The sequence below is a fragment of the Collinsella aerofaciens genome (assembly GCF_040926405.1).
Classification (GTDB): Bacteria; Actinomycetota; Coriobacteriia; order Coriobacteriales; family Coriobacteriaceae; genus Collinsella.
Window position 1 is genome coordinate 88,663 of the sequence record NZ_JBCOIG010000002.1, and the last position, 14,291, is coordinate 102,953.

General features: G+C 60.0%; 12 protein-coding genes. All 12 read right to left on the reverse strand.

Annotation, left to right across the window (positions count from 1 at the left end; genetic code table 11):
- Positions 1 to 55: 55 nt before the first annotated feature.
- The 12 genes from AB5758_RS01360 to AB5758_RS01415 all read right to left on the reverse strand — a co-directional run bounded on the left by AB5758_RS01360 (position 56) and on the right by AB5758_RS01415 (position 14,192).
- Positions 56 to 844: a cell division protein FtsQ/DivIB gene (locus AB5758_RS01360; RefSeq protein WP_227790121.1), complete on the reverse strand. Its 789-nt coding sequence runs from the start codon at positions 842 to 844 to the stop codon at positions 56 to 58.
- A 424-nt stretch (positions 845 to 1,268) separates the two neighbouring features.
- Positions 1,269 to 2,180, reverse strand: coding sequence for a UDP-N-acetylmuramate dehydrogenase (murB, locus tag AB5758_RS01365; RefSeq protein WP_006234257.1), 912 nt, complete (start codon positions 2,178 to 2,180; stop codon positions 1,269 to 1,271).
- Positions 2,181 to 2,185: 5 nt separating this feature from the next.
- Entirely contained in the window at positions 2,186 to 3,604 is a 1,419-nt protein-coding gene (murC, locus tag AB5758_RS01370; RefSeq protein WP_138339766.1) for a UDP-N-acetylmuramate--L-alanine ligase, read from the reverse strand.
- 97 nt (positions 3,605 to 3,701) lie between these two features.
- Positions 3,702 to 4,817: an undecaprenyldiphospho-muramoylpentapeptide beta-N-acetylglucosaminyltransferase gene (gene murG / locus AB5758_RS01375; protein WP_238057237.1), complete on the reverse strand. Its 1,116-nt coding sequence runs from the start codon at positions 4,815 to 4,817 to the stop codon at positions 3,702 to 3,704.
- Positions 4,807 to 6,300, reverse strand: coding sequence for a putative lipid II flippase FtsW (gene ftsW / locus AB5758_RS01380; RefSeq protein ID WP_368141267.1), 1,494 nt, complete (start codon positions 6,298 to 6,300; stop codon positions 4,807 to 4,809). Before ftsW ends, murG begins: the two co-directional genes overlap by 11 nt.
- A gap of 35 nt (positions 6,301 to 6,335) precedes the next feature.
- Positions 6,336 to 7,742, reverse strand: a complete 1,407-nt coding sequence (murD, locus tag AB5758_RS01385) for a UDP-N-acetylmuramoyl-L-alanine--D-glutamate ligase (RefSeq protein ID WP_368141268.1) — start codon at positions 7,740 to 7,742, stop codon at positions 6,336 to 6,338.
- Positions 7,743 to 7,751: 9 nt separating this feature from the next.
- Positions 7,752 to 8,771: a phospho-N-acetylmuramoyl-pentapeptide-transferase gene (mraY, locus tag AB5758_RS01390; RefSeq protein ID WP_161144736.1), complete on the reverse strand. Its 1,020-nt coding sequence runs from the start codon at positions 8,769 to 8,771 to the stop codon at positions 7,752 to 7,754.
- A gap of 3 nt (positions 8,772 to 8,774) precedes the next feature.
- Positions 8,775 to 10,199, reverse strand: coding sequence for a UDP-N-acetylmuramoyl-tripeptide--D-alanyl-D-alanine ligase (locus AB5758_RS01395; RefSeq protein WP_368141270.1), 1,425 nt, complete (start codon positions 10,197 to 10,199; stop codon positions 8,775 to 8,777).
- Between the two features lie 127 nt (positions 10,200 to 10,326).
- Positions 10,327 to 11,949 carry a peptidoglycan D,D-transpeptidase FtsI family protein gene (locus AB5758_RS01400; protein ID WP_368141271.1) on the reverse strand — a complete coding sequence of 541 codons (1,623 nt, stop codon included), beginning with the start codon at positions 11,947 to 11,949 and terminating at the stop codon, positions 10,327 to 10,329.
- A 261-nt stretch (positions 11,950 to 12,210) separates the two neighbouring features.
- The gene (locus AB5758_RS01405) at positions 12,211 to 12,681 is read right to left on the reverse strand and encodes a hypothetical protein (RefSeq protein WP_118080330.1); all 471 of its coding nucleotides are present in this window, start codon (positions 12,679 to 12,681) and stop codon (positions 12,211 to 12,213) included.
- Positions 12,682 to 12,771: 90 nt separating this feature from the next.
- A complete protein-coding gene (gene rsmH, locus AB5758_RS01410) occupies positions 12,772 to 13,737 on the reverse strand; it encodes a 16S rRNA (cytosine(1402)-N(4))-methyltransferase RsmH (protein WP_117840379.1) in 966 nt (321 codons plus the stop codon).
- Between the two features lie 20 nt (positions 13,738 to 13,757).
- Positions 13,758 to 14,192, reverse strand: a complete 435-nt coding sequence (locus AB5758_RS01415) for a division/cell wall cluster transcriptional repressor MraZ (protein ID WP_006234269.1) — start codon at positions 14,190 to 14,192, stop codon at positions 13,758 to 13,760.
- Between the last annotated feature and the right edge of the window lie 99 nt (positions 14,193 to 14,291).

Consider the following 14,291-nt stretch of genomic DNA (forward strand, 5'->3'; position numbering starts at 1 on the left):
CAAACAAACCAGATAAACGGCGTGGTATGGCCCCTCAACAAAGCATCAACCAGCGCTACGAGGTCGGAGCGTTCCTAAATGTATAGTTACCCGGAGAGCGCACATTGATATACGTTACGCCCTCTACCTGCGAAAGCAGCTTGGTGACTACGCGCTCCTTCTTGACGATATCGTTCGAATCGCCCAGCGACACCTCAATGCCGTTATTGAGGTTTGCCGAGATGGCTTCGACCGAAGGCGTGGAAATATCCTTGACTTGTCCCAAGAACTCGCTCGAAAAACCACGCACATAATCCAAGCCAGCCTTAACGGCCTTGGAGCTCACTGCCTGGCCGGAAACCGGAGCGACATCCGCCGAGACATCAGTCAACAACACCGCGCCATAGTGCTTAGCGAGCGCCAGCGCGGCATCGATTCCGGTCAAGGTATTTGAGCCCTGCCCTGTCGTGATGACGTTGCCCTGGTCATCCACTTCGACCGACGTCGACAGTGGGGCGATCCAGGTGTCATCATCCCCGATGGCCCAGGCAAGGTCATCGGAACTGATATAGGCAATTGCGATGACCTTGCGCTCCATCGGCGTAATGATGAGCGTATGCGGGAACTGACGCTGGACATCCACGCCCGAGACCCACGGATTCTGCTTGAGGTCCTCGGTAATCTGGTCGGGATCGACGTTAAAAAGCGACGTTCCCTCGGGCAAATCGATCAGCTGGATAGCATCGTGCTTCGTCACATGCTCGCTGCCTTGAATCTGAATATCAGTGGCGGTAAACAATCCAGAGTTGATCACCACGATGGCAACGACGACGAGCACGGCCAAGGCGGCCAGAACGCCGCCCACGATTTTGCCTTTGCCTGCAACGACAGAAGCAGCGTCTGATGTTTTATTTACCATCGCCCCAAGTGAAGACAACGGGTTGACGTTTTTTTTACCCGAAGGCTTCTTGGCGGTAGCCGGCACCGATGTCAGCGAGCGCGGTTTCGATGCGCCCAGCGTGCGACCTGGACGCGGCGCTTTAGTTCCCGTCGAGGGCTTAGGAGTTGCCATGGGACGGGCAGGTTTGGCGCCCATAACAGGCTTTGACGTCACCGAGGGACGCGAGGACTTTTTTGCGGCCGGACGATTACCGAGCTGCGAGCCGACGACCGGACGACTGGTCTGTCGAGCATGCCCGACAGACTTAGAGCGCGCGACGGTATTGCGTTGAGGTTTGGCAGGCGCGCCGGAACGCCCTCCGGCGCGGCGGAAGGTGGGTTTCGATGCTCTAGAAGCCGAGGAATTTAACTTCCGGTCTGAGCTCGATGCCATACGCCTCCCTCACCTTTCCGTGCACATGTCTGATAACCGCGGCAACGTCATCGGCCGAGGCGGTTCCGTTATTAACGATAAAATTAGCGTGAACGGGCGAAACTTCTGCGCCGCCAATCGAAAAACCCTTTAATCCACAATCCTCGATAAGCTTGCCCACACTCGCATCGGGCGGGTTGCGAAAGACCGACCCGCAGGACGCGCGACCCATGGGCTGCGTTCGCTTGCGCCTCGTCAGGTACCGCTCCATGCGCTCGCGAATGTCGGCCTTGGGCGCCGGTTTAAGCTTGAGCACACACTCGAGGATGATCTCATTGCGGGGAAGGCTACATTCGCGGTAGCCCCAAGTGATCTCGGACCCCGCATAATGCTTGATACCGGATGCCGGGTCAAACGTTACGACATCCTCAACCAGCGAGCCAATCCACTCGGTCCGTGTGCCGGCATTCATAGATATCGCACCGCCGACCGAGCCAGGGATGCCAACGGCAAACTCAAGGCCCGAGAGGCTACGCGACAGGGCATCGTTGACCAGGCGCGCAAACATCACGCCCGCACCGACCGTCAGCGTACAACCGTCATCTGCAACAACCGTGCGCTGAAACTCACGTCCGAGCGAAATGACGGCACCGCGATAACCGCCATCGGCAACCAGCAGATTGGAACCCTTGCCGATGATGACCCACGGCACCTGCTCGCGATCGAGCACCGCCACGGCGCGGCGGAGGGCATGATAGCTATGGCACGTCACAAAGAGGTCGGCCTTGCCGCCGATACGATAGCTCGTATGACGCGCAAGGCGCTCGTCCTCGATCACATCCGTGTCGATCATGCCCGAGAGCGCCATGACGGCGTTAAACAGACCCATTAGACTTAAGCGTCTTTCTTGGCAGTCAGATACTCAATGAACTCGGGACCGACGGTCGTAACGTCACCGGCACCCATAGTGAGCAGCAGGTCGCCCTCGCCCACCATCTGCTCGAGCTCCTGATTAAGCTCAAGACGGCTGGAGCAGTACACGACCTCCTTGCCAGGATGCTTGGCGCGCACGGTATCGGCGAGCATCTTAGAGGTGACACCCGGAATGGGCATCTCGCCAGCCGAGAACACATCAATCAGCAGCAGTTTATCGGCATTGGCAAATGCATCGGCAAAGTCGTCGCAAAGGGCCTGCAGACGCGAATAGCGGTGCGGCTGGAACACGACGTCGACGTGCTTGTAGCCCAGCGACGAAGCGGCAGCAAGCGTCGCCTTGATCTCAGTGGGGTGATGGCCGTAATCATCGACCACGGTGATGCCATCGATATCGCCTACGTGGGTAAAGCGACGACGGACGCCCTCAAAGCTCGAGAGCGCCTTGGCGGCGGCGTCGATGTCAAGGCCCAGGACATGGGCGACGGTGAGTACCGCCGTGGCGTTGAGCATGTTGTGGCGACCGGGATTGCTCTTGATCTCCACAGCATGCTCAGTGCCGTCCTCAAAGCGAACGATAAAGTCGCTCTGGATGCCCTTGACATCCGGGTGCATGCAGACGATGTCGTTGCTCTCGGCAAAGCCGTAGGAAAGCACGTGACGGCCCGTCGACTTGGCGAGCTCGACCAGATGCGAGTCCTCACCGCAGACGATGACGGTGCCGTCCTCGCCCACCAGGCTCATGAATTTGGCGAAAGTTGCCTCGATCTCCTCGATACCCGAGTAGTGATCGAGGTGGTCGGCCTCGACGTTGGTCACAATGACCACGTTGGGGTTCAGGAACAGGAAGGAGCTGTCGGACTCGTCGGCCTCGGCGACAAAGTAGTCGCCCGAGCCGTTCTTGCCGTTCGTGTCATAGCCCTCGACGATGCCACCGATCAAGAAGCTCGGATCCAGACCCATGCGGTCGAGCATGGTGGCGCACATCGAAGACGTGGTGGTCTTGCCATGCGTGCCGGCAACAGCGACGGTGGTGTAGCCGTGGCCCAAAGCAGAGAGCATCTTGGCACGGGGCCACACGGGAATACCAAGCTCGCGAGCACGCACGAGTTCAGGGTTGGACTCCGGAATAGCGGTGGAGACAACAACCACGTCGGGCTTGACCTCGTCGATCGTGGCGGCCTCATGGCCCACATGCACCTTCACACCAGCGCGGGTAAGCTGGCGGATATAACGTGACGTCTTAAGGTCGGAGCCGGTAACGGCATAACCGCGCTCGTGCAGAACGAGGGCGATGCCGCTCATGCCGGCGCCGCCGATACCGATAAAGTGGGCGCTCTTAAACTCGGGCGCGGAGGTTGCAGTCTGGGAATCAGCCATGTGCTCGTGTACTCCTTGCGTAAACACTGCCTGTAACCCGTTAACTGTACCGCACCTACCGCATCAGCGCGAGGGCGACCGACGATATCCCGTCTAACTAACGCAAACCCTCTACCGCATCCGCCAGAAGAGCGGCGGCCCTATCCTGAGCCAGACCACGTGCCGCCTGACGCATGGCGTCGCGCGCCGCCGCGTCATCGACCAAGTGCAGCAGCTCATCGGCAAAGGCAGAACCGTCGATATCGGCATCGGCGCAGAGCACACCGGCCCCGGCGTCGACCAGATAACGGGCATTGGTGGTTTGGTGGTCGGCCGTCGCATGCGGATACGGCACGAGCACCGAGGGCACGGCGAGCGCAGCGATCTCGGCCACGCTCGATGCGCCCGAACGCGAGAGCACCAAATCGGCAGCAGCCAGCATATCGCCCATGTTGTCGATGTAAGGCTGGACGCGGTAACGCTCCGCCTCCTCGGGCGTCAGCGCCAAAGCGCGCTCGGTCTCCTCAAAGCCGTCGGCACCCGTCGAATGCAACACATAGAGGTTCTTGCGCGAAAGCAGCTCGTTTTTGAGCGAAACCACGCGCTCGTTGAGGTGCTGGGCGCCAAGTGAACCGCCAAAGACGAGCAGCAGCGTAGCGTCCTCGGGAACGTCAAGTGCCTTGCGGCCGCGAGCGCGATCGCCTTCGATTACCGAGCGACGTACGGGGTTGCCGGTCATGAGCACGTGGTCAGGGTCACCTTCGCGCTCAAAGACCGAACGCGCTGCCGGCACCGAGATGCACACGCGGGCGGCGTGGGAGTTCATCATCTTGTTGGCCAGGCCCGGAACAGAGTTCTGCTCATGCAGCAGATACGGAACGCCTGCGCCCTTGCACCACCCCAGCAGCGGAACCTCGACATAGGCACCAAAACCTATGGCGACATCGGGCTTGCAGGCTTTTGAAAAATGGTTACCGAGCGCGCGCTTCGCCTTATAGACACGCCACAGCGAGCTCAACGCCGTCCAAGGGCGAGAACGGTCGAAGCCCGTAACCGTAATCGGCACAAAATCGAACCCAGCCTCGGGAACCAGACGACCCTCGAGCTTGTGCGACTGACCCACAAATACAACGTGGTGGCCACGGTCACGCAGCTCCTCGGCCAAGGCGAGTGCGGGGTTGATATGTCCCGCCGTGCCGCCGGCTGCGATAGCAACGGTCATCTTATCGGTCATGGTAGTCCCTTCGTACACGCGGTCCCTGGTCGTCGGTGCGCAGACGCGCCGACGGGTCCGAGTTCAAATCGATTCGATTATATCCGCCGCCCGCGTTGCGAGGGCTGGGGCGCTGAGGACGACCTTGCGGAGCCATTCGCGGGCGTGGACGAGCTGCCGGCTCGGATGGAGAACCATCAAGAACGGTAAAGCCGCTACGCGAAGGTCGTTCACCGCGCACATGGGCCACGCCAGCGGTGCTCTCGTCCATAACGGCAAAGCTCTCGCGGCGACGGTCGTACTCATCGCGACGGGCGCTCTCATACGAAACGCGCAGGATCAGACCGGCGAGCATAAGCGACACGATAATCGACGAACCGCCGTAGCTAATAAACGGCAACGGTTTGCCCGTCATGGGAAACACGTTGAGGATGCCCAGCGCGTTAATCAAAAACTGCACCGCGAGAATGACCGCGGAGCCAGACGCCATAAGCGCGCCCCGACGATCGGTCGCCTGCTCGGCAATGCGAAACGCCGAGTAGATCAGCATCGCAAACACCAAGAAGAACAGCACGGTTCCGACAAAACCGACTTCCTCGCCAATGATGGCCAGGATGTAGTCATTGTGCGCCTCGGGAAGATACGAGTACTTCATGGTTGAGTTGCCGATGCCACGGCCGAACAGACCGCCCGAGGCAAAGGCCATGATGGCAAGCGTGGCCTGATAGCCGTCACCATACTCGTCGGCCCAAGGGTTCAAGGCAACCTGAATGCGCACCATACGGTACGGCTCTGCGACAAGCGCAATCACGATCACGAGAATGCCGAAGATTAGCACGCCGATGATAAATCTGGGGTCGAGACCCGCAAACAACGCCATGCACATGAGGGTCAACAGGATGATCAGGACAGTACCGAAATCGGGCTGGATAAAGATCAGAAAGAGCGAAATGCCCAGGTAGATGCCCATCTTGCGAAGGAATTCGTTGATGTTGCCACCGGGCGAAAAGAAGCGATCAAGCATGATGGCCGAATACGCAATGGCAAATGGCTTTAAAAACTCGGAAGGCTGGAACTGAATACCGGCGATGTTGAGCCAGCGCGTGGCGCCACGGCTGCCGCTGCCCAACAAGAACACCAGAAGCAGTAGCCCTATCATGCCGATAAGGAAGATCCTGAGCACATCCTCCCCAAACCAGCTGTCCGGCAAAACGCGCACGATGGCAATCAGCGCTAGAACACCGACCACGGCAAACGCGGCCTGTCGACCCAGAAAAAACGTCGCCGAGCCATTCTCGTGCAGCGCCTCGACCGAAGACGCCGAGTACACCATCAGCAGGCCAAAGCATACCAAGGTAAACAGGCAGGCCATGAATATCAAACGGGGGCGCATGATACGGGCGGGAACGCCGGCAATATAGCGTTCGCTAAACGACTGCCCGCCGCGGCTGGAACGCGGTGTGATGCGACGTGAGGAAGCACGGTCCGAGTCGGGCCTCCTCATACCTTGTCGGGGGCTCTCCTCTCTCACCGCAACCCCTATTCCATTTGTGATTTCGCTGTAGCGGCAAGCTGAGCCACGTAGTCCTTAAACACGCGGCCGCGCTCCTCATAGCCCGAGAACTCATCGAACGAAGAGCAGGCAGGAGAAAGTAAGATCACGTCACCACGACTCGAAAGCGAACGGGCAACGTCCACGGCGTCGCGCAGATCATCCGCCTGAGCGATATCCACATCGCCATCGACATCGGCCTCGTCCATAGCGGCGGTGAAGCGCTCGCGCGCATCGCCAAAGCAGACGACCGAGCGCACGTTGTCCATAACGACGCGCGCGAAGTCCGTGAGCGGCGTGCCCTTATCGTGGCCGCCGAGCAGCAAGATCACGTCGTCATCGGGAAATGCCGTCAGCGCCTTCTCGACCGCATCGGTGTTAGTCGCCTTGGAATCGTTGACGTAGCGCACGCCGTCAATCTCGCCACACGGCTCCACGCGGTGCTCGAGCGGCTGGAACGAGGCAAGACCGCGGCAGACACCATCAACATCGGCACCGACGGCCAAAGCAGCCGTGGCAGCACATAGGGCATTGATGACATTGTGATGGCCCGAGATCTTGAGCTCGGAAGTGGCGACAAGCTGAGTCTCGACGCCCTTCAGGCGGACGACCAACTTGCCGTCGCGCACAAAGGCGGCGTCTGCACCCTCGGGCTCGTCAAAAGCGACCTTGCAGATGCGGCGGCCCGGCATGTAGATGTACTCATCGAACTCATGGATGCCGGCATCCTCAACGTCGATAACCACGAGGTCGTCGTCGACCATATTCTCGAACAACTTGATCTTGGCAAGCGCATAGTTCTTGTGGCTCTTGTGCCAGCCCAGGTGGTCGGGCGTGATGTTGAGCAGCACCGCCACGCGAGGATGAAGCTCGGCGGTCGTAGCAATCTGATAACTCGACAGCTCGGCCACAAACCACTCATTATGTGCGCGGCCGTCGATCTCGTTCACGGGCGGCTCACCGATATTGCCGACGGCCACGCTGGCTTCACCGGCGGCCTTGAGCAGATAATCAGTCAGCGACGTGGTAGTTGTCTTGCCGTTGGTGCCCGTGATGGCAATCCAATTTTGGGGAGACAAGCGATAGGCAAACTCGGGCTCGCCCATAATCTGAGCGGCATGCTCACGCCCCGCCTTAAAGAAGGACGAGAACTCCGAAATACCCGGGCATGTCACGCACACGTCATAGGCGCCCTCGACCTGTTCGGCCCCATAGACAAACGACGCACCAGCAGCCTCGAGCGCACGCGTGGCGTCATTGGGCTCAGAGGTGCCGCCGCCATACACGGTAACGGCGCTTACGCGCTCGGGATGTGCCAGCGCCCAGCGGGCGACATCGAGACCGGATTTGCCCTGACCCAAAACGAGCAGGCTAAAGACATCAGCAAGAGGCATGAAAGACCACTATCCCAACTGGAAGAACAAAGCAAGGCCAACGGCACCAAAGGCCGCAGCGATAATCCAAAAACGGATGACGACCTTGGTCTCGGCCCAGCCCTTCTTTTCGAAATGATGATGGATGGGCGCCATAAGGAAGACGCGCTTGTGCGTAAAGTGGAAGTAGACAACCTGAATCATGACCGACAGGGTCTCAACGATAAACAGGCCGCCGATGATGAGGGAGACGACCTCGGTGTTGGTCATGATGGACGTGCAGGCAAACGCGGCGCCCAGGGCAAGCGAGCCGGTATCGCCCATAAAGATGCTCGCCGGATAGCAGTTGAACCACAGAAAGCCCAAGCAGGCACCGGCACACGCGGTGCAGAAGATGGACAGGTTCACGTCTCCGTGTAAAAACGCCATGGCAGCCATGGCGAGCATGGCGATCATGGAGGTGCCGCCAGCAAGACCGTCAAGGCCATCGGTCAGGTTCACGGCATTAGAAAGACCGGCGATCATCAGCCAGCAAAAGACAACGTAGAGCCACGGGAACGAAAGGCCGCAGATGGTGGTCGAAAGAACACCGAGGTCAATCGTCAGGCCGCCGGGAAAACGAATCTCGGGGGCGACGCCGCACCAGTTGACGGCAAGTACCGTAAAGGTGACACAGATAATGGTTAGGCCGATCATCTTGGCATGAGGCGTCAGACCGAGCGAGCGCCCGTGCGTAACGGAGGTCAGGTCGTCGATCAGGCCCAGCACGCCGGTCGCCAGCGTGGCGAGCAGCACGAGCACGAGCTCGGTGGTGAGCTTGCCCATCAGCAGGCAGGTCAGCGAGATCGCGACGAGGATGACAACGCCACCCATGGTGGGCGTTCCCTGCTTAACCAAATGACGCTTGGGGCCGTCGGCACGAACCTGCTGGCCGATACCCTCGACCTTGAGCAGCTTGATCCACCACGGCATGAGCAGCAGCGCAATGGCAGCGGCGATGCCAAGCCCCAAAAAAGCCTGATACGTTGGATACGAGGGATTGCCGAACATGGGCTAGCACACACCTTCCACAAAGCGGTCGAGCTCAACAAAACGGGAACCCTTGACCAGTACAACATCATGTTTTTCAAGCGCGCCGCCCATGCGGTCGAGCACCTGCTGATAACCGGAGAACACCTGGATGCGGTCCTCGTCCATGCCCATCATGCGCGCGGCATCGGCCATAAGCTGGGCCAGCTCACCACCCACGCACGCCAGCATGTCGAGCTTCTTGGCGGCGGCATAGGCGCCCACGAGCTCATGCATGCGAGGAGCCTCATCGCCCATCTCGCCTATCTCGCCCAGGATCGCCATGCGAGACCCCGTGCACGAAAGCGAGCACAGCAGATCGAGGCCAGCAGCCATGGATTCGGCACTGGCGTTATAGGAATCGTCGATGACGCGGGCACCGCTCTTGGCGCGCTTGATCTCTTGGCGGTGACCGGTGATCGTGAGGCCCCTAAAGGCAGCATCGATCTGCTCGGGCGTCACGCCCAGGCGATAGGCAACCGCGGCGGCCTTAACGGCATTTGGGACGGACTGCACGCCGGGGATGGCAAGCATGGTATCGATTGTCTCGCCCTGACCAAAATCGAGCGTAAAGACCGGACGGCCCTCGTCATCAACTCGAACGTCGCGGGCACGGACCTCATCATCGTCCGAGACGCCGGCCAGCATCACGTCGATACCAGCAGGCTGGGCGAACGTATCGCGAATGAACGGCGTAAAGTCGTCCTCGCCGCCCAAAACCAGCAGCGGCAAGAAGTCGCCAGCGGCGCACATACCCTGGACAATCTCGGCCTTAGCGCGGGCGATGTTCTCGCGGCTACCCAAAATGCCGATATGAGAGGTACCAATCTTGCTCACGATGGCAAGGTTGGGATTGGCGGACTGGGACAGGCGCTCGATCTCGTGGAAATGGTTCATGCCCATCTCGAGCACCAGGACCTCGGTATCGGCCGGAGCGGAAAGCACCGTGAGTGGCATGCCGATCAGGTTATTGAAATTGCCCTTGGTGGCCCAGACACGATAGCGCTTGGCGAGCACAGCGGCGAGCACGTCCTTGGTCGTCGTCTTGCCGATGGAACCGGTAATACCAACGACCAGGCAGCCAAGCTCCAGACGGTACGTGTGCGCCAAACGCAGCAGAAACTCCTCGGGATCATCGGTCAGCAAGATGGCACAGCCCTTGTCCTGCGCCAGCGAGACCAGCTCGGCCTCGGGCTCACGCGTCATCACGACGGCGCCGGCACCCGACTGGACGGCACGGGAAGCAAAATCATTGCCGTCGACGTTTTCACCGGGAAAGGCGACGAAAATCGTCCCTTCCTCGACCTGGCGCGAGTCGATAACGCACCCGCGGCATACCCGATCGGCTTCTCCCGTCACGGTTCGGGCCCCTGTTGCGGCCGCGAGGTTGTTGACGGCGATCTCTATCATTGCAGCTCCCCTGTAAACCTAATAATGCTATCGGCGTATTGTATCCCAGCGCCGCGCATGCGTGGTGCAGGGCATGTGAACACCCCTCATATGGGACAACAAACCACGCCCCAAAGATTGTAACCCCCTACTTCGTGTGCGGGATACCCAGCACGTCGAGCGCGTTGGCCATAATGGACTGGAACGGCACCGCAGCGGCATCTGAGCCGCTCGGCGTTCCGTCGAGCGTGATATAGCACAGCACCTTGGGCGATTGTGCCGGTGCAAAACCCATAAAGGACGACATGTAGTTCTCCTTGAGGTAGCCGCCGTTCTCGTCGGCTCGTTCGGCCGTACCGGTCTTACCCGCCACGTCATAGCCGTCAACCGCGCCGCCAACGCCCGTTCCCTCGGACACGACCGTCTGCATGCACGATGTCACCTGCGAGGCGGCCTCCTCGGAAATCGCGCGATCCCCCTCGCCCCAATCCTTTTCATCGCCCTTGCTCGACTTATAGAAGTGCGGAGTCATCATCACGCCGCCGTTCGCGATGCCGCCCACGGCACGTGCGACCTCAATCGGCGAGACGGACAGCGCCTGGCCAAAGCTCATAGCACCCAAGGTGGCACCATCGTACTGGTCGCGCTCCTTGACGATGCCCAGACTCTCACCCGGAAAATCGACACCGGAGCTATGACCGATACCCCACTTGTCCACATAGGTGGCAAAATCATCGGCACCGATCTTGCGCCCCACCAGGACAAAACCGACATTGGACGAACGGCGCATCATCTCGCGTACGTCCATTGTCATGGTGTAGTCACGCTTGTCGGCATCGGTAACGGTATCGTCGCCCACCTTGATACTCGCGGGAACCTCAAACGATGTGCTCGGGCGCACAACGCCCAAATCAAATCCGGCGCCCGCAACCAGCGTCTTAAAGACCGAGCCGGGCTCGTAGGCATCCGTCACCAGACGAAGGTTCATGTCCTCGGTCTTGGCGTTTTCCAAATTGGTCTGGTCGTAGGTCGGATACGAGCAGGCGGCCAGGATCTCTCCAGTCGTCGGGTCGGTCACCAGGGCCGACCCGTTTTTGGCCTTCGTCTTCTCGACCGCCTCGGCCAAGGCATCTTCCGCGGCGCGCTGAATGTTGACGTCGATCGTCGTCACGATATCCACGCCATCAATCGCGGCAACCTTTTTATAGGCACCGCCCGCGATGTAGCCGCCATCTCTTGCGCGCTCGCGCACAAGAGAGCCATTCGTTCCGGTCAGAAGCTCATCGTATTGTTTTTCGAGTCCAGTCAGGCCAGCGTTGTCCACGTTCACGACGCCCAGCACCTGAGAAGCCAGGTTTCCATACGGGTAAACCCGCTTCATCGCCTGCTCAAAGAGCACGCCGGGTAGATTCTTCTTTTCCAGGGCGGCAGCGTCATCCTCGTCGACCTGGCGCTTGATATACACCCAGGAACCATCAGACAGTACCAGCTTGCGACAGGTCTTTTTATCGATACCGGTGGCCTTGACCAGCGCCGAGACCGTCTTGTCGACGTCCTCGACAAGCTGAGGGTTCACGGCGACATTGCGGCATTCGACTGACGACGTCAGCACGTTGCCGTTGCGGTCGTAGATAGTGCCACGTTTGGCATAGAGCGTCTGTGAAAGCAGACGACGCGCGTCCGCGCGCTCGCGCAGCTTGTCAGCATTCACGATCTGGTATTCGGCAAGACGGAAGACGCCCGCGGCAAGGCCAACCCCGATACAGCCCATAACGACATCGCGGCGAGGCAGCGGCGTTCCCGTAACCCATTCAGACGACGACCCCTTGCGCGCGCCCGTATTGCGCACCCGAGGTCCGCCCGAACCACGAAGACGCGACGCAGGGTCGTTGCCATAGGACGGCCCCGCGTTGTAAGATGGCCGACCCGTTCCTTGATAACCAGAACGTCCCCGCGAGGAGGGACGTCCAGACCCGTGGTCCCCGTCGGAACCGCGGCGATAGTCATTTGTCATACTCAGCTACCGTCTTATTTACTGAGCGGCCGCAGTCGAGCTAGCGCCCGCGGCTGCATCCTGCGAAAAGTCAAGCGTAACGCTCTCGCTGGGCTCCACCATGCCATAGGCGCCCGCAAGATCGCGAATACGCGTGTCGGCACCATAGACCGAATGCATGACCTCAAGGTTAGAACTCTCGTCGGTCGCCTTCTCGAGCGTGTTGGTAAGCTCTGCGTTGCCGTTGAGCACCTGGGCCGTAACACCGGCAAGCGCCACGCGCGCGACACCGATCGTCATGAAGACAGCCGCAATGATGCAAACCGTTTTAAGAACGCTCATGAAAACCGGGCTTACCGCCTGGTTTGCCTGACGGCCCGCGCCCGTGTAGACATCAAAACGCGGCGTGCGTTGCTCACGAGGGGCAACGGGCGCCTGCGGTGCCTCGCGGTAGGCGGGCATGGCGTTCATATCATAGGCGAGTGCTGCGTTTGAGGTGTTATAGCCCATGATATGCCGCCTCCCATCCCGAGTACGTTGGTAGTGTGTTTAAGCTTCGTTTATGGTGCGAGCGGGAGGTCCAATTTCGCGCGGTCGCGCCTACAGGCGCTGCGCCACGCGGATTTTGGCTGATCTCGCCCGAGGGTTGCGCGCGACCTCATCGGGTTGGGCAACCAAGGGTTTGCGGGTGATGACCTTGAGTATCGGCACGTTGCCGCACACGCACACCGGAATCTCCGGCGGACACGTGCACCCCTGGCTCATCTCCTTAAAGTGGTTCTTTACGATACGGTCCTCGAGCGAGTGATACGAGATGACGCAGATGCGTCCGCCCGGGTTGAGCCACCTGGTGGCGGCGTCAAGCCCCCTCTCGAGCACATCGAGCTCGTGGTTGACCTCGATGCGAATGGCCTGGAAGCTCTTCTTGGCCGGGTGTCCACCATGCCGACGAGCGGCAGCCGGAATGCCAGCCTTGATGATCTCGACAAATTGACCGGTGGTTTCGATCGGTTCTTGCTCGCGACGGCGCACGATCTCGCGCGCAATCTGCGAGGCGAACTTCTCTTCGCCATAGACGCGTAGAATCCGGGCGAGGTCGTGTTCGTTATAGGTGTTGATGACCTCAGCTGCGTTTAGGGTGTTGTTACCCGGATCCATCCGCATGTCCAATGGGGCATCTTCGTTATACGAAAAGCCCCTGCCAGGGATATCGAGTTGCGGTGACGAAACGCCCAAGTCAAACAGGAAGCCATCGACCCCGGGCACCTCGGCCGAGCAAAGCAGCTCGTCCAAGTCGCCGAAGTTGCCCTTCAGCAGCTGGTGCGGGACGCCGGGAACCTCGCGGTCCAGACGGGCGCCAGCGGCCTCGAGGGCCATGTCGTCCTGATCGACGCCGAGCAAAAGGCCCGTCTCCCCCACCTGCGCGGCCATCTTTACCGAATGACCGGCACCGCCAAGGGTGCAATCGCAGACAACGGAGCCGCTCTTGAGCTGCAGCGACTCAAGCACTTCGCCGAGCATGACAGGTTCATGCCGATATTCTTGTGTCAAGATCCCACGCTCCATCCGTTACCCGTGCCTTGCCCTTACGAGAAGAAGAGGTCCAGCAGGGCCTCATCGTCATCGTCCTCATCGGCCGCGGCGCGATCCCAAACCTCAAGGTGGTCGTAGTTGCCCACAACCGTGACCTCGCGGTCGAGGTTCGCCTGCTTGCGGAGAGACTCGGAAAGACCGATACGACCGGCGCTGTCCACGTCCATCGACGTGGTGCGCTTGTTGATCGCCCTCATGAGCTTCTGGTCGTTGATGTCACGCGGGTTAAAACCCTCGTGGCCCTCACGACCCGCGAAGAGTCCTTCGACCCACTTATCGAAGGCCTCGGCAGAGAACACGTACAGAGCATCGACATCCAGGGCTTTGAACACGCGAACGTGCTCTCCAAGCTCCTCGCGAAGGGGTGCAGGCAGGGATAGACGACCTTTTGCATCGAGATTGCGCTCGTATGCACCCGTCATTCCCATGTGCGCCCTCCCCTCGGTTACTCAGATGGCACGTACGCGGGGAACCACCCCGCCTGTCGACGTCATCAATAATATGGGGAACCGCCCCATTTTTCAACA

Excerpts from the sequence above, each read along its gene's own strand:
- mraY (WP_161144736.1), bottom strand. The coding sequence starts at position 8,771 with ATGTTCGGCAATCCCTCGTATCCAACGTATCAGGCTTTTTTGGGGCTT.
- murC (WP_138339766.1), bottom strand. The coding sequence starts at position 3,604 with ATGGCTGATTCCCAGACTGCAACCTCCGCGCCCGAGTTTAAGAGCGCC.
- ftsW (WP_368141267.1), bottom strand. The coding sequence starts at position 6,300 with ATGAGGAGGCCCGACTCGGACCGTGCTTCCTCACGTCGCATCACACCG.
- AB5758_RS01400 (WP_368141271.1), bottom strand. The coding sequence starts at position 11,949 with ATGGGCTGTATCGGGGTTGGCCTTGCCGCGGGCGTCTTCCGTCTTGCC.
- AB5758_RS01395 (WP_368141270.1), bottom strand. The coding sequence starts at position 10,199 with ATGATAGAGATCGCCGTCAACAACCTCGCGGCCGCAACAGGGGCCCGA.
- murB (WP_006234257.1), bottom strand. The coding sequence starts at position 2,180 with ATGGGTCTGTTTAACGCCGTCATGGCGCTCTCGGGCATGATCGACACG.
- AB5758_RS01405 (WP_118080330.1), bottom strand. The coding sequence starts at position 12,681 with ATGGGCTATAACACCTCAAACGCAGCACTCGCCTATGATATGAACGCC.
- AB5758_RS01415 (WP_006234269.1), bottom strand. The coding sequence starts at position 14,192 with ATGGGAATGACGGGTGCATACGAGCGCAATCTCGATGCAAAAGGTCGT.
- rsmH (WP_117840379.1), bottom strand. The coding sequence starts at position 13,737 with ATGGAGCGTGGGATCTTGACACAAGAATATCGGCATGAACCTGTCATG.
- murD (WP_368141268.1), bottom strand. The coding sequence starts at position 7,742 with ATGCCTCTTGCTGATGTCTTTAGCCTGCTCGTTTTGGGTCAGGGCAAA.
- murG (WP_238057237.1), bottom strand. The coding sequence starts at position 4,817 with ATGACCGATAAGATGACCGTTGCTATCGCAGCCGGCGGCACGGCGGGA.